At 40.3% G+C, this 18,337-nt stretch carries 21 protein-coding genes and 2 tRNA genes; 13 read left to right on the top strand and 10 right to left on the bottom strand.

Annotation, left to right across the window (positions count from 1 at the left end; translation table 11 throughout):
* Positions 1-294: 294 nt before the first annotated feature.
* Positions 295-367 (bottom strand) — tRNA-Met (locus tag VOI17_RS17545).
* 90 nt (positions 368-457) lie between these two features.
* Here VOI17_RS17545 and era point away from each other — a divergent pair.
* From era to VOI17_RS17530, 3 genes are read left to right on the top strand one after another with little or no spacing between them, the layout of a single operon-like run.
* Positions 458-1,345 carry a GTPase Era gene (era, locus tag VOI17_RS17540; RefSeq protein WP_323758530.1) on the top strand — a complete coding sequence of 296 codons (888 nt, stop codon included), beginning with the start codon at positions 458-460 and terminating at the stop codon, positions 1,343-1,345.
* A 35-nt stretch (positions 1,346-1,380) separates the two neighbouring features.
* On the top strand, positions 1,381-2,688 hold the full coding sequence (gene der, locus VOI17_RS17535) for a ribosome biogenesis GTPase Der (RefSeq protein WP_323758529.1): 1,308 nt from the start codon (positions 1,381-1,383) through the stop codon (positions 2,686-2,688).
* On the top strand, positions 2,689-3,387 hold the full coding sequence (locus tag VOI17_RS17530; RefSeq protein WP_323758528.1) for a transcription elongation protein SprT: 699 nt from the start codon (positions 2,689-2,691) through the stop codon (positions 3,385-3,387).
* On the opposite strand, the gene VOI17_RS17525 is transcribed toward VOI17_RS17530, so the two are convergent.
* The 3 genes from VOI17_RS17525 to VOI17_RS17515 are packed head-to-tail and all read right to left on the bottom strand — an operon-like array spanning position 3,337 to position 4,729.
* Complete coding sequence (locus VOI17_RS17525) at positions 3,337-3,909, bottom strand: hypothetical protein (protein WP_323758527.1); 573 nt, start codon at positions 3,907-3,909, stop codon at positions 3,337-3,339. The two genes, VOI17_RS17530 and VOI17_RS17525, sit on opposite strands and share 51 nt — an antisense overlap.
* Before the next feature lie 44 nt (positions 3,910-3,953).
* Positions 3,954-4,154, bottom strand: a complete 201-nt coding sequence (locus VOI17_RS17520; RefSeq protein ID WP_323758526.1) for a hypothetical protein — start codon at positions 4,152-4,154, stop codon at positions 3,954-3,956.
* On the bottom strand, positions 4,151-4,729 hold the full coding sequence (locus VOI17_RS17515; protein ID WP_323758525.1) for an isoprenylcysteine carboxylmethyltransferase family protein: 579 nt from the start codon (positions 4,727-4,729) through the stop codon (positions 4,151-4,153). The genes VOI17_RS17520 and VOI17_RS17515 overlap by 4 nt, the downstream gene beginning before the upstream one ends.
* A 143-nt stretch (positions 4,730-4,872) precedes the next feature.
* On the opposite strand from VOI17_RS17515, the gene VOI17_RS17510 reads away from it, so the two are divergent.
* Together VOI17_RS17510 and VOI17_RS17505 are read left to right on the top strand one after the other, a co-directional pair.
* Positions 4,873-5,826 (top strand): YafY family protein, encoded by a 954-nt coding sequence (locus tag VOI17_RS17510; RefSeq protein WP_323758524.1) that lies wholly within the window; start codon positions 4,873-4,875, stop codon positions 5,824-5,826.
* A gap of 115 nt (positions 5,827-5,941) precedes the next feature.
* Entirely contained in the window at positions 5,942-6,541 is a 600-nt protein-coding gene (locus VOI17_RS17505; protein WP_323758523.1) for a GyrI-like domain-containing protein, read from the top strand.
* Between the two features lie 66 nt (positions 6,542-6,607).
* Here VOI17_RS17505 and murQ read toward each other — a convergent pair whose 3' ends face one another.
* Together murQ and VOI17_RS17495 are read right to left on the bottom strand one after the other, a co-directional pair.
* Positions 6,608-7,417: an N-acetylmuramic acid 6-phosphate etherase gene (gene murQ, locus VOI17_RS17500; protein WP_323758522.1), complete on the bottom strand. Its 810-nt coding sequence runs from the start codon at positions 7,415-7,417 to the stop codon at positions 6,608-6,610.
* Positions 7,418-7,481: 64 nt separating this feature from the next.
* The gene (locus tag VOI17_RS17495; RefSeq protein ID WP_323758521.1) at positions 7,482-8,318 is read right to left on the bottom strand and encodes an N-acetylglucosamine kinase; all 837 of its coding nucleotides are present in this window, start codon (positions 8,316-8,318) and stop codon (positions 7,482-7,484) included.
* A gap of 115 nt (positions 8,319-8,433) precedes the next feature.
* On the opposite strand from VOI17_RS17495, the gene VOI17_RS17490 reads away from it, so the two are divergent.
* The 5 genes from VOI17_RS17490 (at position 8,434) to VOI17_RS17470 (ending at position 11,217) form a co-directional block, all read left to right on the top strand.
* A complete protein-coding gene (locus tag VOI17_RS17490; RefSeq protein ID WP_323758520.1) occupies positions 8,434-9,015 on the top strand; it encodes a hypothetical protein in 582 nt (193 codons plus the stop codon).
* On the top strand, positions 9,005-9,292 hold the full coding sequence (locus VOI17_RS17485) for a transcriptional regulator (RefSeq protein ID WP_323758519.1): 288 nt from the start codon (positions 9,005-9,007) through the stop codon (positions 9,290-9,292). The genes VOI17_RS17490 and VOI17_RS17485 overlap by 11 nt, the downstream gene beginning before the upstream one ends.
* A gap of 58 nt (positions 9,293-9,350) precedes the next feature.
* Positions 9,351-9,911 carry a hypothetical protein gene (locus VOI17_RS17480; protein ID WP_323758518.1) on the top strand — a complete coding sequence of 187 codons (561 nt, stop codon included), beginning with the start codon at positions 9,351-9,353 and terminating at the stop codon, positions 9,909-9,911.
* A gap of 2 nt (positions 9,912-9,913) precedes the next feature.
* Positions 9,914-10,393 (top strand): DUF2306 domain-containing protein, encoded by a 480-nt coding sequence (locus VOI17_RS17475; RefSeq protein ID WP_323758517.1) that lies wholly within the window; start codon positions 9,914-9,916, stop codon positions 10,391-10,393.
* Between the two features lie 62 nt (positions 10,394-10,455).
* Positions 10,456-11,217: a peptidase gene (locus tag VOI17_RS17470; protein ID WP_323758516.1), complete on the top strand. Its 762-nt coding sequence runs from the start codon at positions 10,456-10,458 to the stop codon at positions 11,215-11,217.
* A gap of 61 nt (positions 11,218-11,278) precedes the next feature.
* Here VOI17_RS17470 and VOI17_RS17465 read toward each other — a convergent pair whose 3' ends face one another.
* Complete coding sequence (locus VOI17_RS17465; protein WP_323758515.1) at positions 11,279-11,872, bottom strand: hypothetical protein; 594 nt, start codon at positions 11,870-11,872, stop codon at positions 11,279-11,281.
* A 122-nt stretch (positions 11,873-11,994) separates the two neighbouring features.
* Positions 11,995-12,663 (bottom strand): CAP domain-containing protein, encoded by a 669-nt coding sequence (locus VOI17_RS17460; RefSeq protein ID WP_323758514.1) that lies wholly within the window; start codon positions 12,661-12,663, stop codon positions 11,995-11,997.
* A 107-nt stretch (positions 12,664-12,770) separates the two neighbouring features.
* Here VOI17_RS17460 and VOI17_RS17455 point away from each other — a divergent pair, with 107 nt between their 5' ends.
* Complete coding sequence (locus tag VOI17_RS17455; protein ID WP_323758513.1) at positions 12,771-13,250, top strand: C40 family peptidase; 480 nt, start codon at positions 12,771-12,773, stop codon at positions 13,248-13,250.
* 36 nt (positions 13,251-13,286) lie between these two features.
* Positions 13,287-13,360, top strand: a tRNA-Ala gene (locus VOI17_RS17450).
* A 642-nt stretch (positions 13,361-14,002) separates the two neighbouring features.
* Here the strand turns inward: VOI17_RS17450 and VOI17_RS17445 are convergent.
* Together VOI17_RS17445 and VOI17_RS17440 are read right to left on the bottom strand one after the other, a co-directional pair.
* Positions 14,003-15,148 (bottom strand): DUF4221 family protein, encoded by a 1,146-nt coding sequence (locus tag VOI17_RS17445; protein WP_323758512.1) that lies wholly within the window; start codon positions 15,146-15,148, stop codon positions 14,003-14,005.
* 46 nt (positions 15,149-15,194) lie between these two features.
* Positions 15,195-15,431 (bottom strand): hypothetical protein, encoded by a 237-nt coding sequence (locus VOI17_RS17440; protein ID WP_323758511.1) that lies wholly within the window; start codon positions 15,429-15,431, stop codon positions 15,195-15,197.
* A gap of 493 nt (positions 15,432-15,924) precedes the next feature.
* Between VOI17_RS17440 and VOI17_RS17435 the strand changes: the two genes are divergently transcribed.
* The gene (locus VOI17_RS17435; RefSeq protein ID WP_323758510.1) at positions 15,925-18,324 is read left to right on the top strand and encodes an ABC transporter permease; all 2,400 of its coding nucleotides are present in this window, start codon (positions 15,925-15,927) and stop codon (positions 18,322-18,324) included.
* Positions 18,325-18,337: the final 13 nt, after the last annotated feature.

Here is an 18,337-nt window from a genome sequence, read left to right as displayed (position 1 = left end):
GAGCGAAGCTGTGTCTAGCTCAAGACCCAAAGGGCATAAAAAAACCCGATCATTCCTGATCAGGTTTTTCTTTCTCTGTAGCGGGAACAGCCCCGAAGTTTCGGGGCGAACCTGTGATCTTATTTGTTAGCCAAACACAGGGTTTAGGCCAAATAAAAAAGGATACCAATTGCTTAGTATCCTTTTTTTTGTAGCGGGAACAGCTCCGAAACTTCGGAGCGAAGCTGTGTCTAGCTCAAGACCCAAAGGGCATAAAAAAACCCGATCATTCCTGATCAGGTTTTTCTTTCTCTGTAGCGGGAACAGGACTCGAACCTGTGACCTTTGGGTTATGAGCCCAACGAGCTACCAACTGCTCCATCCCGCGATATATCCTTCAGCTATTCTGAAGTGGGATACAAAAGTAGGTGATAAATCCATTCGAAACAAGTACCTTTGCGAACTAATTTGAAAATTCATGGAGATTCGTCCGCACAAGGCTGGTTATGTGAGCATTATAGGTAAACCCAACGTTGGGAAATCTACCTTGATGAATGCAATGGTGGGTGAAAGGCTCTCAATTATCACCTCAAAAGCGCAAACTACCCGTCATCGTATTATGGGAATCTTGAGCGGGGATGATTTTCAAATCATTTACTCCGACACTCCAGGGATTATTAAGCCAGAATACGAACTGCACGAAACCATGATGCGTTTTGTGACAAGTTCATTTGAAGATTCAGACCTTATTTTATTTGTCACCGACCTATACGAGAAGTATGAGGGTGAAAAAGTAATCGATTACCTGAAGGATGTGAAGGTGCCAGTTATTTTGGTGATGAACAAAATTGATTTGGCAAAGGGCTCTCAGGCAGAGGATAAAGTGACTTACTGGAAGGAAATCATGGATTTCCATGATACCGTAATGGTTTCGGCTTTAGAAAATATTGGAATTGAAGGCGTGTTCGAGAAAATTATTGAGCATTTGCCAGAGCACCCCGCTTATTTTCCGAAAGACACTTTAACCGATAAGCCAGAACGTTTTTTCGTGGATGAAATGATCCGTGAAAAAATATTCAAACAATACAAAAAGGAAATCCCTTATAGTTGCGAGGTGGTGACCACGTCTTTCAAAGAAGACGAAAACATTATTCGCATCTCAGCTGATATTTATGTAGAGCGCGATAGCCAAAAAGGGATCGTGATCGGACATAAAGGTGAATCACTTAAAAAAGTGGGTACGGCAGCACGAGAAGATTTGGAAATTTTCTTTGGGAAGAAGATCTTTCTTGAAACCCATGTGAAAGTAGAGAAAGACTGGCGAAAAAAGGAAGCGAAACTAAAACGCTTTGGTTACACGAGCTAATTTGAAGCTCAATCACAAATTGATAATTAATAGAAATGGCAAATATAGTTGCAATTGTAGGGAGGCCTAACGTAGGTAAATCGACTTTATTCAATCGCTTGGTAGAAAGAAGGCAGGCGATTATGGATAATGAAAGTGGTGTTACCCGCGACAGACACTACGGTTATGCAGATTGGATCGGTAAGTATTTTACGGTGATTGATACTGGTGGCTATGTTACTGGTTCCGAAGATGTGTTCGAAGGAGCCATCAGAACTCAAGTAGCCGAAGCCATGAGTGAAGCTTCTGTAATTCTGTTTATGACAGATTGCCATTCTGGTTTGAACCCGCTGGATAAGGAATTTGCTAGAATTGTAAGAGGCTTAGGCAAGCCGGTTTTGGTGGTAGCCAACAAGGCTGATAACACCGATTACCACTACATGGCCAATGATTTTTACGCATTGGGTTTGGGAGATATTTTTCCAATTGCTGCCGCCAGTGGTGCAGGAACAGGAGAGCTTTTGGATGAAGTGGTAAAACATTTTGAAGAAGATGGTATAGAAGGGCCGGATGACGGAATTCCTAAAATCGCAATTTTAGGGCGTCCAAATGCTGGAAAATCTTCATTTATCAATGCCTTATTAGGAAAGGAAAGAACGATAGTAACTGATGTAGCTGGAACTACGCGTGACTCGATCAATACACGTTATAATTTATTTGGTCAGGATTTCATTCTAACCGATACGGCCGGAATTAGAAAGAAATCTAAGGTGCACGAAGACATTGAATTCTATTCTGTAATGCGTGCTTTGCAGGCTTTGCAAGATTCAGATGTTTGTGTAATCATGATTGATGCCGAACGAGGTTTGGAAGCGCAAGATATGAACCTTGTTAGTCTGGCGATAAAGTACCGCAAGGGCATTATGCTCATGATCAACAAGTGGGATTTGATTGAAAAGGATTCAAATACCATGAAGAAATTCACGGCTGATTTAGACGATAAGCTAGGGCAGCTGACTTGGATTCCGAAGATTTTTACTTCGGTGACTGAGAAGCAAAGAATTTTCCAGGCGATTGAATTGGCTGTTAAGGTGAATGAAAACCGTGAACGTAAAATCACCACTTCTAAGTTGAATGATGTGATGCTTCGCGAAATCGATCATTACCCACCACCAGCATTGAAAGGCAAGCACATTAAAATTAAGTACGTCACGCAGTTGCCAACAAGAACACCAACTATCGCATTTTTCTGTAATCTTCCACAGTACATTAAGGAGCCATATGAGCGCTTTTTAGAAAATAAACTAAGAGAGCATTTTGAGTTTGACGGAGTACCAATGAAGCTCGTATTCAGACAGAAATAAGTGAAAAATGTAAGGTCAAAGTTGGAGGGTAAAGTTCCTGAAGCCGCAATCGAGTATTGCATTAAGCTTTGGGAACTTTACCCTTTTCAATTTAAACTAAGTAGAAAGAGGCTTTCAAAACTGGGCGATTACCGCTACGATCCACGAGAGCAGTCCCATACGGTAACGGTAAACGTAGACCTGAACGCTTATCAGTTTCTGATTACCTACATCCATGAAGTGGCGCATAGGGTAGTGCATAAACCACGGTCGAGACAATTACCTCATGGTGTTCAATGGAAGAATAAGTTTCAGGAATTGATTTTGCCAATGCTTAACCCGGGCATTTTTCCTGACGATATATTGCGGGTGCTGGCCAAACACATGAAGAACCCTAAAGCCAGTACAGCGGCCGATCCTAAACTGGTGAAGGTTTTGGCGCAATACGATGCCAACGCGGTTTTACAGCCTATTTTGGAATCGGTGGCAATTGGTGAGGAGTTTTTCTTGAGAAAGAGAAAGTTTAGAAAACTGGAAGTAAAAAGAACCAGAGCTTTGTGTTTGGACCTGGCCAACAACAGAAGGTACCTTATTTCTCAAATTGCAGAGATCAATCCAGTCAATATAGAAGAGCCTCCAAAAATTGAGAAAGTGCTCTCAATTAAGAAATCAAGTAAGGTCAATTCTGCGGCTAATAATCAAATCAATCTTTTCGAATAAGAGGTCAGGCTTTAGGGTGCGCCAGTTTTCAATATCTAGGTCGCCACCAAAATTCACATAGTTGTCTATATTGAAGACTTTCATTTCATCAACCACAAAGTCCCTGAAGTTGATGCCGCAAATCCAGCCGTCTTCTACATCTTCAAACCACTCTTCGTAATAACTATCATCAGAGCCGTGGAAATTGAGTACGTTTTCGCCTATTAGTATATACTTGTTAATGCCCAATAGGTTGAAGTGGTCAACAATATTTCGCTTCAAATGCATGATGTCATTGTTGAGCGCATCATTCCATTCACCAATAAATTCGATCACCATAAAACCCTGGTCGTAATCTGCATAAAGGACTTTTATGTAGAGCGTCTCCGAACCCATAAAATCCCAATGCGGATCAATATAGTAGCCGTAAATGGTGTCGGAATACAAATCGAAATTGTAGCTTTTTCCATCGTAAGGAGAGTTCTCGTCTTCTGCTACATTGTAGTATTTCAACCAGCCGTAATGAGGTTCAATGGTGTGCATAGGAGCAGAACAAAGCTTGGTAGATTTTGTTCCAAAAACAGATTTTAGTCCTCTTTGTTATTCATTTCCATCACCACTTTCCAGAGTGTGCCCAAAAGCATCATGGTAAAACCAATGATCAGAAGGGTGTTTTTATCAGAAGTTTCAATATGGAAAATTAAGCGAGAAAGTAGCGTACCTATGACCAGTAGAACGCCTGAAATAGCGATAGCAGAAGCTAACTTTACAATTGTTTGTCGTTTCATGAGAATTTAATCTTTGGAAAAAGTGCGGGGGTGTCCTTCTTATATTGAAGGTACTCGTCCCCAAATTGTTGAATGAGTTTTTTTTCTTCCAATCGAATGCCAAATGGAAGGTAAGCAAGCAGCGCAACTAAGCTGATAAGGTTGACCAAAAGCGGGTTGTAAATAAAGTAGCCCAGAAAAAGTAGGATGGTGCCCGTGTATAAAGGGTGTCGTATTTTAGATTGAAGCTTATCCTTTTTTAGGGTGAGTTTCGATGACGTTTCTTTTTTAAAGCCTAAAAATACACGAAGACTATAGTTTCTAAATGACCGCTTAATGACAAAAAGGCCAAAAGTTGCTATCATTAAACCGAAATACGTTGTAGCTGGGCTGGGTGGTAAAACAAAACCACTGTAGATACTGGCGCCTAATAATAAAATAAAACCAAAACTGAGGGTGGAAAAAATGCTGTAAACCAAACGGTAAGCCCTTGGGTTTAATGGGGTTTTGTTCTTAAAACCGTTTGATGCCAAGAGGCTGTGTATTGTATAAAACAATGCCCAGCAGCCAAAAAAGATCAAATGGTTAAGTAACATGATGGGCAATGATAGTGATTATTTTCTGCTCTCAATAGTCTTTTAAAACCTTGTGTGAATTGTATTAGATTTTCTCAAAAGTGTCTTATGAACGACATTTATTATCTTCGTTTAACTAACTTTTTGCCTGCGCAATATATCTTATGAATCGTATCGACCGACTTACTGCAATTCTCATCCAACTTCAGTCTAAGAAAGTGGTTACTGCTCAGGAGGTTGCCAATCGTTTTGATATCAGTTTGCGAACGGTTTATCGTGATGTACGCGCTTTGGAAGATGCCGGAGTACCCATAGGTGCAGAAGCTGGAAAAGGCTATTTCATTATGGAGGGTTATCACCTGCCTCCCGTAATGTTTACGCAGCAAGAGGCCAATGCTTTGGTGTTGGGCGCAAAGCTAATTGAAGGGCAGACGGATGTGTCTATTAAAAGGAATTTTACCGAGGCCATGTTGAAAATCAAATCGGTGTTGAAAAGCAGTGAGAAAGACGAAATAGAAAAGCTCGAATCCCAAATTGTGGTTCGGCATTTACCTCAGATTGAAAAAGAAGGCTTTCCCAATAATTTTTTGGCCACTATTCAACAGGCCTTGATTGACAAATCAGTATTGCGTTTTCGGTATTACTCTAATTTTTCTGGTGACTTTACGAACCGAGATATTGAACCCATTGGATTGGTGTTTTACGCAGGCAGATGGCATTTATTGGCTTATTGTAGGTTGAGGCAAGCCCCTCGAGATTTCCGGGTCGATCGCCTAGTGAAATTGGAAAAGCTAGATGAAACCTACGGTACTGATCACCAACCGAGCTTTGGTCAGTTTTTAGAAGAAATTGCGCACAGCACGGACTTGCAGGAAGTAGTAATTAACATTGATAAAACCGTAGCGCGCTACATTTCGGAGCAAAAATACAGTCAGGGTTTTGTGAGCGAGGAAGTGGGCGAAACGCACATCAAGATGAAATTCCTGACGCCAAGCCTAAACTACACCTCGCGCTGGTTGCTCACTTTAACTGATGCGGTGGAGATCATTTCCCCAGCAAAGCTTACAGATATGGTCAGGGAGCGGATTGAAGAGTTGAGGAAGTGTTATTCAGTTTAAATAATTTTTTAAAAAATCAACCTTTTCTAAAATCTACTGACATAGGGTTGTCACTAGTGGCCATTTACTTTGATGCAGAATCAATTCTTTAAGCCAAATATAGAACCCTATGATCATGTCGAAATTAAACCTCACCGAAGTCTACCCAGAATATTATAAGGCAAAAGCCAATCCTCAGTTGGTAGAACTGGAACCTTATCAGTACATCACCATTCAAGGCAACTCCGAGCCAAACGCCCCCGTTTTTTTAGCCGCCATTGACGATTTATATAAGCTGGTGTATGGTATAAAATTCTTCCATAAAAATGAAGGAATGGACTTTGTCGTTCCTAAAATGGAAGCCTTTTGGTGGGTAGAAGCAGAGTTGCCTTTTGAAGAAACTCCTCAAGAAGAATGGTATTGGAAAATCATGTTCCGTATGCCCGATTTTGTTGGGGAAGGGGAGTTCAAAGTGGTGGTTGATCAATTAGTAAAAGAAGGAAAGCTGGCCAACGATCACCAGCTAAAATTCGAGTCGATTCACGAAGGTAAATCAGTGCAAGCGATGCATGTAGGTTCATATTATGACGAGCGCGGAACGTTGGAGAAAATCTTTGCCTTTATGAAGGAAAATGACCTAGAAATGAATGGTCAGCACCACGAAATCTATATTTCCGACCCAAGAAAAACAGCAGAAGAAAAACTTAAAACCATTCTCAGATATGCAGTGAAATAACAATCTGTTCAAAACAACACAATTCTAATACTTCATTGGCCCAAGGCAGACGGCTTTGGGCTTATTTCACCCCTGATTCATCACAAAGTCAATCACCTTTCTGACAGAGCCATGCGTTTTAAGTAGCTTTTCAGCAGTGGGGCTGTCAATTTGGAGCATTTCCATAATCATTCTTGTGCCACGGTCTACCAGCTTGTTATTGGAAAGCTGCATGTCGACCATTCTGTTGCCTTGCACTTTGCCTAATTGAATCATTACCGAAGTAGAAATCATGTTCAAGACAAGTTTTTGAGCCGTACCAGATTTCATGCGTGTGCTGCCTGTAATAAACTCAGGCCCTACAATGGGCTCTATCGGAAACTCTGCTTCCCAAGCTACAGGGCTATCTGGGTTACACACAATGCAGCCCGTGAGTACATCATTTTTCCGTGCCTCTTTTAGTCCACCAATTACATAAGGAGTTCTACCCGAAGCCGCAATTCCAATGACAGTATCTTTATGGTTGATGATGTGTTCTTGCAAGTCTTCCCAAGCTTGATTTTCATCGTCTTCTGCATTTTCTACTGCCATACGAATGGCAGTGTCACCACCCGCAATAATACCTACCACAACACCGTGTTCAACCCCGTAAGTAGGAGGGCATTCCGAAGCATCCACCACACCCAAACGCCCACTGGTGCCAGCGCCAATGTAAAAAATCCTTCCACCCATTTGCATCCGAGGAACAATTTGGCTTACCAAAGCTTCGATTTGAGGAATCACTTTTTGCACGGCAATCGAAACCGTTTGATCCTCTTTATTAATATTGGTCAGCAAGTCGGCTACCGACATATTTTCAAGCGAGTTGTAGTTAGATTCTGATTCGGTGATGTTCATGGGTTTGTTATTCTAGGTGATGCAAAGAAACCAATTTACGATTGGCAACTTATGGAATTCTATTTTATTGGTGAAAAAGCGTGAGCCCAGCAATTGGGTGTTCAGTAATGTGCTTGATGTAAATGCCTTGGTCTACTGCCACTTTCCGTAAAATATTATTGAAGTAATAGGCCACCGAACCCGTAAAATGAACGGGCACTTCTTTATAACCTTCATATTTGACAACGTTTTTGGTGATGAAGGTGGTAAAGGCAACATACACTAATTTATACATGTACGGATCGCTGATGTGCTCGTTGATGAACTTCGCGAAGCTGGCCAAAAAACGACCTGGCATCGGTTCTTGGTAAATAGCGGTGAGAAATGCGTCCTTGTTCAAGCCAAAACGCTCTTTGAAAATGACCCTCAAATGTTCGGGCATGTCTTTTCTATAATAATCGGTGACCAAGGTTTTTCCTAGGTAAGTTCCCCCACCTTCATCGGCAATGGCCCAGCCCAAGGAAGGTACATTGCTAATGATCTTGCTACCATCGTAAAGGCATGAATTTGTACCGGTGCCTATAATACAAGCAATACCTTTTTCATTGCCGCACAAGGAGCGGGCAGCGGCCAATAAATCATGGTTTACATCAATTTTAGCATCTTGATAATAGCGGTTCAGGAGCTTGGCTATTTTGTCGCGGTTCGTACCCGAAGAACAGCCCGTTCCATAAAAATAGATTTCGTCTACCTTGTCGGGTAATTGGCTGTGCAAGTCTTGAATTACCAATAGAATTTCTTCTTCGGTTTGGTAATAGGGGTTAATGCCCATGGTTCGGGCCTGTTCAATACTGCCATCAGCACCAATCAGTCGCCAATCGGTTTTTGTAAAGCCGCTATCTGCTATTAAAATTTTAATCATGCTATGCTATCGAGAATCAAAAATAGTAATTCAAATGAAACCTTAAGGTGATTCATTGCGTGTATACATTTGGTTTATAAAATAAACTACTTTACATTTGAAGAAATAAATTGAGATGGAAGAAAAAGAATTAACTCCTCAGGAAAGCATGGCGCTGATTCAGTCAATGATTGGAAAGTCCCGAAAACGCTACTCAGACAACAGTTTCTTTTTTCTGTTATGGGGCTGGATCGTCCTAATTGCTAGTTTGACCCACTTCTATTTGGCAACGTACACTACCTATGAGCAACCTTATATTGCTTGGTCTTTGACAGTTGTTGGCGGAGTGATATCTGGAATTGTGGGGGCAAGGCAAGGAAAGAACGCGAAGGTTAGGAACTATTCGGATAAAATGTATGGTTGGCTTTGGTTCAGTTTGGGAATGGCCATGTTTACTATTGTTTTTAATGGTCAGTTGATTAACTGGAATACTGTTCCTTTCATACTACTTTTGGCTGGCGTTGGCACTGCGGTATCTGGAGCAATGATGGGCTTTAAGCCTTTGCAATTTGGAGGTTTTGCGTTCTGGATCTTGGCATTTATTGCTTTTAGACAACCAGAAAATTATCAAATGCTTTTACTGGCTTTTGGTGTTGCAATAGGTTATTTAGTGCCTGGATATATTATGAAAGCAAATTTCAGAAACAATGGGGTTTAATCAACTTGATCCGCTTTTACATTCTCAGCTTAGGCTAGCAGTAATGTCATTGCTGATCAGTGTGGCAACAGCGGACTTTGTGTACATCAAGGAGCAAACGGAATCTACCGCGGGTAATTTGAGTGTACAGCTAGATAAACTTTCGACCGCAGGTTATATAGAAATTACCAAGCAGTTTGAGGGGAAAAAGCCCAAAACAACCTGCAAGGTGACCAAAAAAGGCGTTGATGCTTTTGATAATTACGTGAAGGAAATTCAGCAATACTTGAAGCCATAATTTTTTTGCAATTATGGTTTATAAAATAAACTAGTTTGTATAATATAAATTTATAATCATGGAAACAGAATCAATCAAAATGAAGACAGTCAAAGCAATTTTTATCTTTATCGTAGTGCTTTATGGAGCACTTGTAAATCATGCAGCCGAGGCGCAAGAAATAGGAACTTTGAACAAAGAAGCCATGGCTAAACTCTCCAATTGGATTGGTCAGTGGGAAGGAGAAGGTTGGTCTATGGATGAATCACGTCAAAAAGCCGAGTTTACTGTGGTAGAAAACATACAAAAGAAAATTGGCGGAATGGCCATACTCGCAGAAGGCATTGGCACCAATAAATCAGATGGTAAGGTGGGGTTTCAGTCTTTGGGAGCACTGTATTACAATAATGAAAATAAGCGGTATGAATTGAAATCATTGCTGGCCGATGGTAATATGGTTTTGGCAACCGCGCAGCTTAACGACAAGGGGCAATTTATTTGGGGTTTTGATGTACCTGGCGGAAGCATACAATACACTACCACGCTGAAAGGAGATACTTGGCATGAGAAAGGAGAGTTTATAATGGCCAATGGTCAGGCCTTTACGGTTTTGGAAATGAACCTAACCAAACTCAAATAGATATGGAGTTCTTAGAAAGCTTGAAGGTGTTTAGCTCTTATTTGGGGCTCCTTCACACCTGTTGTGCGGTGTTGGCTATGGTTTTTGGAGCAATGGTCGTGTTCAACACTAAGGGAACAGCGCTCCATAAAAAAATGGGTTACACTTATGTGGGTTCAATGGTGCTCATGAACCTCAGTGGTTTTGGTATTTATAATTTCGGAAGCTTTTCGTTATTTCATGCCTTTGCCCTTATCAGCTTGATTACGGTGCTTTTAGGCGTTATTCCAGCCATAAGAAGAAGTAAAGATTGGTACAAAAAGCACTTCTATTTTATGAGCTGGTCAGTGGTGGGCCTTTATTGTGCTTTTTGGTCCGAAGTGGGGGTTCGCTTTTTCGACATGCAATATTTTTGGTGGGTAGTAATGCTTGCTACTATGCTGACGGGATTTGTTGGAATGCTTGTCATTAAGAAAAAGGCGAAGTCACTTTTTCTGAATTAAGGGATGGGTTGGCAAAATCAAATAGTGTTTGAACATCGTAAGTAGTTACTAGTTTAGAAACTATGAAGAAGATAAAGTCAGGAATATATTGGGTTGCACTCTGTTTGCTTTTGGCGTCTTGTGGAGGTGATTCAGACCCAAATGGTGGTGGAAGCGGAAATTTAAATAACCAACCTGTGGGTGAATCGGCTAATGACCTTTTGACCTCTTCAAATTATAGCCGATTGGAAGTTGAGTTGCTTTATGCCGCTGGCTTTGAGCCACCATCGGCCAGTGTAGATTACCTCAGAAATTTTTTGACGGAGCGATTGAATAAGTCAGGAGGAATTTCGGTGACCACACGACAAATTTCTGCTCCAGGAAAATCTCAATACACACTTCAGGAACTGGTGGATATTGAAACGGCTAATCGACTAAAGTTCAATAATGAGTCAACCATTGGTGCTTATTTGTTCTTTGCCGATGGCAGTTATGCATCCAACGAAAATGTATTGGGTGTGGCGTATAAAAATACTTCCATGGTACTTTTCCAAAGTAGAATCGAAGAGCTATCAGGCGGAATTGGCCAGTCTTCCACATCGCTATTAACCTCAAGTGTAATGGCGCATGAATTTGGTCATATTTTGGGCTTGGTGAATACAGGTTCTCCACTACAAAGCGAGCATCAGGATGTTGCGAATGGGCATCATTGCGATGTAGACAATTGTTTAATGTATTTCGCGGTGGAGTCTACAGCTGGTTTAGATGATTTATTGGGGATGAATTCTCCCCCAACTTTGGATATGCAGTGTTTGGCAGACCTAAAGGCGAACGGAGGTAAATAGCAAAAAAACAGAAGGGCCACTCGATTTGAGTGGCCCTTCCGTTTTAACAAAGTTATTAAATCTATTTTGCCTTATTCGCGGCTTCTGTCAATACTTTTTCAGGGATAATGCTTTTCCAGGCTTGTGGTCTTTGAGGGTCAAAGTCTATCAGGTACCAATCATTGCCCAGTGCTTTTTCCTTTACCCAGATTACGTTTTTAGCACCCTTTGCGGTAATAACGTATTTAGAAGCATCGTAAGTTACTTTGTCAGCACCAAACTCACCCTTTAATCCACTGACAATTTGGTCAGCAAAGGCTTTGTTTTGCTCGTTCAAAGTAAGCTTTAAGTCCATGGAGTAATCGGCTAAGGCATATTTGTTATTTCCTTGAGGACTCAGCCCATTCAGCTTGCCTACTTCCACATTTTCCATTTCCAGCTTAATCCTCATCAACTGTAGCATCTGAGCCATTTCTTTCATGCTAACAGAGGAGTTACCTTCGAACTGTTTAGGATGCAAGAAATTCAAAAGCTTATCAAACTCTTGTTTAGAAGTATGTTCTAAAAACTTACTGAACCGGGTATTGATGTCCTCTGAGTCCGTTTTGCTTAACGATTGCGCCATAAGCCCTGAAGAGAGCATTCCAATGGCCAACACTATTATATATTTTCTCATGTTTAATTCTTTTTCTTTCTTCCTAACAACTTTCAGGCCTTTTTTGATTTAACCATGCTAAAAACGGAAGACGTTCATACAACGCAATAAGTTGCAGAAATTATGAACTGATATTGCATTAGTTATTTAGACGGAGCACTATCTTTTGATTTTTCGCTTACAATTTCGGCAAAAGACTGGAAGTTTTGAGTGGCCAGCCAGAAACCATCGCCTTGTTTCCAAATGGTTTTGTTGCCTTGCCAAACACCTTTGTAATAATAAGCACCGCAGCCCAATTGGATTACTTTTTCACTATAAAGCGTTTTGGCGTGTGGAGGAGATTGGATCCATTTGTCCACTAAATGATCAGCTAATTCTAGGTAGGAGCCAAAGTAGACTCCTCCTACAGCAGATATGTTTTCTGAAACACTAGGGTTGGTTATTCCTGCCAAAACGGCTCTTTGTTCTGGAGTGCTTCTTTTTTTGTCCTTTTTGTTAATGTGGTCGAAAAAATCTTCTTTTCCCATTTCAATAGAATGATTCCAAGCCATAATTTCTAGGTTGGGTTGATAGGTTACAGGGGCTATCCCTTTTTCTATTCTAGCTTCATTAGTAATGAAAAATATGGCGGCATTTAAAACCTTGTAATCAACATCATCCAAATCAATTCGCTCTTTGAAGAGTTTGAATGACCTGAAATTATTGTCGTTCAGTTCTTCATAGTATTTATCATTCCATTTTCGTTGTGCGTTTAATGAAGCGCTAATGCACAAGAATAGGGTTACCAGCAGAAAAGATTTTGGGTATCTCATGGGCGAAGATATGTATGTTATTTCATGATAAACTAACTTCTTCAGAAAAGTAGCCCTGCTTTTAAAATGAATTTATGTTAGTTTTACTCAAACAGAAATTTTTTTAAGTGAAGTACAATAAAGCCTTAATCTTAACAACTCTTCTGGTCTTCTCCCTGCTTTTTCTAACCGATTGTGCAGGAACAAAAAAAATTAGAGATCAAAAAGTCAACACAGTAATTCAAACCGCACGGTCATATGTAGGCACTCCCTATAAGTATGGGGGAACAACAAGAGTGGGCTTAGACTGTTCTGCACTTTTGTATCATGCTTATTACAGTGTTAGAATTAACTTGCCAAGAGTATCGGAAGATCAGTCTAAAATTGGCATGAAGGTAAAGTTGAAAGAGTTAAAACCGGGCGACATGGTGTTTTTTGCGACTGGGAAAAGAAGAAATGAAATTACCCATGCGGGCATTGTAACTGTGGTAAGAAGCAAGTCTGACATCCGTTTTATCCATGCTTCTACCTCGCTTGGGGTAACGGAAAGCAATCTGTTTTCACCTTATTATATAGAAAGATTCAAACGAGCCAGAAGAGTGCTTTGATTTATATACTTGGCCGCGTATATTTGCCGACCTTTTGGGGGATTAGCTCAGCTGGCTAGAGCGCTACACTGGCAGTGTAGAGGTCACCGGTTCGACTCCGGTATTCTCCACAAAAGAAAAAAGCTTCACAGAAATGTGAGGCTTTTTTGATGTTAGCTCAGTTAGCTAGAGCGTCCCGAACCTGCTTCGGGAAGGTCACCGGTTCGCCCCGAGGCTTCGGGGCGGTATTCTCCACAAAACTGAAAGCCTTGCAGAAATGTGAGGCTTTTTTGTTTTGGGTATTCCCGTGGTTTTATGGTTCATTGGGTAAAAGTTAATTTTCAAGCATTTCCTGAAGCTTGAGTTTCTCAGTTAATAGGTTGCTGGCATTGATTTGAGATTCTTCAACAATTTTCCCTGATCGTACCACATAATACATTGGAAATTGAGAATCCAAAGTTAATTGGCCCACACTATCCAAAGGCCTAGATATGAAGTTTGAATGACTCTGGAATTCCCAGCTTAAGATATAATTGCTTTGTTTAATGTCATCTCCAAGTAGTATTAAAAAAAGGTTAACGTTGTTTTTGTTTTTTTTGGCAAAAGACAACATTGCCTCAACGCAGCCTGAGCACCCACTAATTGGAATTGTAATTACTAACCCATTTTTTGGAGCACTCTCAGGTGAAAAGAGGCTAGTTACATTCGCCTGTTTGGTTAATGTATTACAACCTAAAAGTGTAACAGTCAGAAATAAAAAGGTGAGCTTATTTCTAAAACTCATAGAGATCGTATAACATTTTTGATTCTTCATTGGATACTAGCATAAAATAAAGACCACGCTTTCCAATGAAAATGGTTGGAAAAGAACCTAGGGTAAGCGATTCAGTTTCGCCTATAACTTCAAAATCCTTGTTCATAACAATAACTCCAATGTTTCTTATTATTCCGGTTGACCCGTATTTTATCAGCTCCTTTGTCGCTACATTTTCTGTAAATCTGTAATAGTAGTCTCTATACTTGTCATACATGACATAGCCATAATTGGGCTGGTTATTATAATGGTCTCGCATTCTTCGATTATCTTGAAAACTTCCACGATAAGGTGTCATTTTTTCAGAAAGTGCAGATTTAACCATATAGTCTTTTCGAACACCTTTGTGGTCAAAAGTGTAGATCGAGTCGGAGATTGGGTTACTGAAAGCAAGTAGGCCTTGCTCTTTGTTGTAAGTGTATGATATTCTGGAATAATGTTGCGTCCACTTTTCTTTATATCCTTGGCTATACATGTTTTCATACACATAAGAGGAATCCTTCAAGCTGATTTTAATAACATTATTCCCGGCATCATACATATTACCTCCCTCTGGGTTGACATAAGGAACACCCGCCATGATTATCGAGTCATTCCGAATAACAATGGGTGCTTGCACAGAACTATAGGGGGTGGTTATAAGAGGATCATTAGGTGCTCTCAATCTGTAGCTGCGAATCAGCTTTAGTGTGTCAGAGTTATCTGTGGCTATGGCAATTGAGACACGGTTTTCATACCTGGCCAAAAGAAGTAAGGTGTCTTTGCTTACTACGTCAAAGCCATTTATCTCGCCCACCCCATTTGGCCCGTTGATTTCATAATAGAGGGTTCTAATCTTCTTGCCTTTTTCTACATCATAGATTCCAATTGAATTATTAATGTCATTAAGGTGAAATATTGCCTCTATGCCCTGGTCTATCTCAAGATGTCTTACGTTTAAACTAAAGTCTCTGGTCTGGTCATCAATTTCGATGGCTATACGAGAGGTTTTGGTGGGGAAGATCCCAGAAGAATAGTAGCCATTTTCGTTTGATTCGTTTGAACAACTGAAAATGGCTACTGTCAATACATAAACAAGTGTTAACGACTTCAAAAACTTTATCATACAAAATGAGGTCTGCGCTTGATGGATTGTCGAGAAAATGGGTCGGCTATTCTGGAGTTATGATAGGGCCAACAATACAATCAGTGCCCTCCCAGTCACAATGGACAATTCTTACCAATACAGGGCCATCTGGTCCCATTTGCCAACCCCATGCATCGAAATACCTTCTCCTATTATTTTCATTTTCCTCATAGTTTTTCGCTGAAGAAGTATTTAGGGAGAGGGCCACCATAAAAATTAAGACTAATGAGGCAGGTATAAACTTTCTAAAAATCGATTTCATAGCTATTTGAATTTGTTTTAGTTGTAATTTAGTGCTAAATATTTAAAATGTAATCTTTATTTATGAATAATAAACTAACTGCTTATATAATGACAGTATATGTAATATAGTCTATTAATAATATTTTAAGTATTTCTGCGTAAGATTTATTCTATATGTTTACTTATGGTTTTGACTTCACTATAAGTAATTTAATTACTACTTGTCCAGGGTGGGTATGAGTTCTCATCAAGTTTGTTTCTACTGTTTCTTTGCTCATGGAGTAATAAAAATGACTCTATACTTTGTAAATCGTCACTTTTGGCAAAAATAGAAGTGCCTATTCCCAGACTTGACCTCGGAGAGCCATCGTGCTGCATTTTCTGATTACGAACCCATTTCCACGCAACCTTCTTCCAAAATCCTTATCTTTAACCAGTTAAGCTGCCTTTGGTCAAGAAAAGGCAGTTTAACGGATTAGAAAACCAAATTCAAACCTCAAAACAACAACACCATGTTTAAAAGTTATCTCAAAATTGCTTTGCGTAGCTTAAAGCGACACAAAGCTTTCTCCATCATTAATATTCTGGGTTTATCGGTCGGGCTCGCCTGCTGTATGCTGATTGGGCTTTACATTTCGGAGGAAACCAGTTATGATAAGTTTCATAAGGACTCGGATAATATTTACCGTTTTACACGTGAGTTCATAAGCCCTGATGGTTCCACATCGCTTCATTTGTCGCGAGTAGCACCTCCTTTTGGTCCTTTGGCCAGAGAAGATTTTTCTGGAGAAATAGAAAAAATTGGTCGAATGATGCCTGTCGGCGGTCCAGTTAAATATAATAACAGGCTCTATGATGAGGATAATTTCTACTTCGCTGATCCTGAAATAGCCGAAATCCTCACCTTCGATGTAATTGAAGGAAACTTGGTGGAGGCATTATCGCAACCAGGGTCAGTAGTGATTTCAGATGAAATGGCTTTCAAATATTTTGGTGATGAAGATCCAATAGGTAAGTCGATCAACTTTCTTTCTCAGGCCGATTTAATCGTAAAAGGCGTATTCAAAAAATTACCTAGAAACTCTTCTTTTCAAGTGGATTTTTTAGCAGAAATAACGCCTTTATATGCCTTTTATGGCGGTAGGGAAGCCATGATGCGTAACTGGGGGAGTAATAATTTCGCTACTTTCTTCACGCTGAAACCTGAAGGTAGAATTGAAGAAATCGAACGTAGGATGGGTGAATTTCTCAATACACACGTAGATGAAAAAGCGACTACCTGGACAGCCTTGCACATTCAAAAACTAACTGATGTTCATTTGCATTCTAGTTTGGATGACGAGCAGGGACAAAACAGCGATATTACTTATGTTTATATTTTCGCTTCGATTGCTTTCTTGATTTTAGCGATTGCTTGTATCAACTACATGAATTTGGCTACGGCCCGTTCTGCCACTCGCGCTAAAGAAGTGGGCATGCGCAAAGTCTTTGGTGCTGGAAAGGGTAAATTGATTAATCAGTTTTTAGTCGAGTCCATTGTATTAGTATTCTTTGCTTTGGTTTTGGCCATTGGTGCAACCTCTTTAATACTGCCTTATTTTAGGTCATTTACCGGTTTGCAACTTGAATTCGATCTGTTTACAAACCTTCCGCTTATAGCAGTTATTTTATCAAGTGCCATTCTAGTGGGAGTTCTATCGGGTAGTTACCCCGCCTTCTATTTGTCTTCTTTTCAACCTTTAAAAGTTTTAAAAGGGAAACTCACAGGAGGGGCAAAAAGTGGTGCTTTGCGAAGATTCTTGGTAGTTGTTCAATTTACGATTTCGGTAATTTTGATTGTATCCACCATCGTGGTGTTTAAGCAGCTCGATTTTATTCAGAATAAGAAATTAGGTTACGACCGTGAGCAGATGATGATTATGGGGGTAAGTCAGCAAGTAGCTGACCAATATGAAGCCTTTAAAAATGAGTTGTTAACCATTCAAGGAGTGAAAATGGCGGGCGGCTCAAGTCGTGTTCCTTCAGGGCAATTGCTCGATTCGCAAGGGGCTCAAGCCGAAGTCAATAGTGAAATGTCGCCCACGCCAGTAGTCATAAAAAGTTTGTCTGTTGACCCTGATTTCATTCCAACTTACCAAATGGAAATGGCCAGCGGACGCAATTACTCCAAGAATTTCGCCACAGATTCTGCCGCATTTGTATTGAATGAAAAATCTGTTGAGGTGATTGGCTGGAAAAGTGCCGAAGATGCAATTGGGCAAAACATGATTTACGCTGGTGTGCGCGGTAAAGTAATTGGTGTGGTAAAAGACTTTCATTTTGAGTCTTTACAAAGCGAAATTTCGCCTATTATTCTAGTAAATCGCCCTAACCAAATGCGTAACCTTTCCATCAAAATTGAGGGCACTAACATTAAGAATTCTATTCAGCAAGTGGAAGAGCTTTACGCGAAGTTTTCTCCTAATGCTCCACTGAATTATAACTTTTTGGACGATAGGTTTGCAAACCTTTATACCACCGAAACTCAACGCAGTCAATTGTTTACCTTGTTCTCGGGCTTGGCCATTTTCTTGGCTTGCTTAGGCTTGTTTGGCTTGGCTTCGTTTACGGTGTCGCAACGTAGTAAGGAGATTTCCATCAGAAAGGTGCTTGGTGCTTCGGTTCAGCAAATTGTGGGGATTCTCTCCAAAGAGTTCATCATTCTCATTATTGTGGCCATGATTTTGGCATTCCCAGTGGCTTGGTATTTTATGAGTGATTGGTTAGCGGGTTATGCGTATCGCACTTCAATAGGTGCTTCACCTTTTGTATTGGCGGCTGTAATTGCTGGAGCCATTGCTTTTGTTACCATCAGTTTCCAAACCTTCAAAGCTGCGGTTTCAAATCCTTCGGAAAGGTTAAGGGATGAGTGATTTTGCTAAGACT

Origin of the sequence: Roseivirga sp., assembly GCF_034669765.1 — a bacterium.
Taxonomy (GTDB): domain Bacteria; phylum Bacteroidota; class Bacteroidia; order Cytophagales; family Cyclobacteriaceae; genus Roseivirga.
Note: the sequence above shows the minus strand (reverse complement) of the source record. Positions and strands in the feature narration are given on the sequence as shown.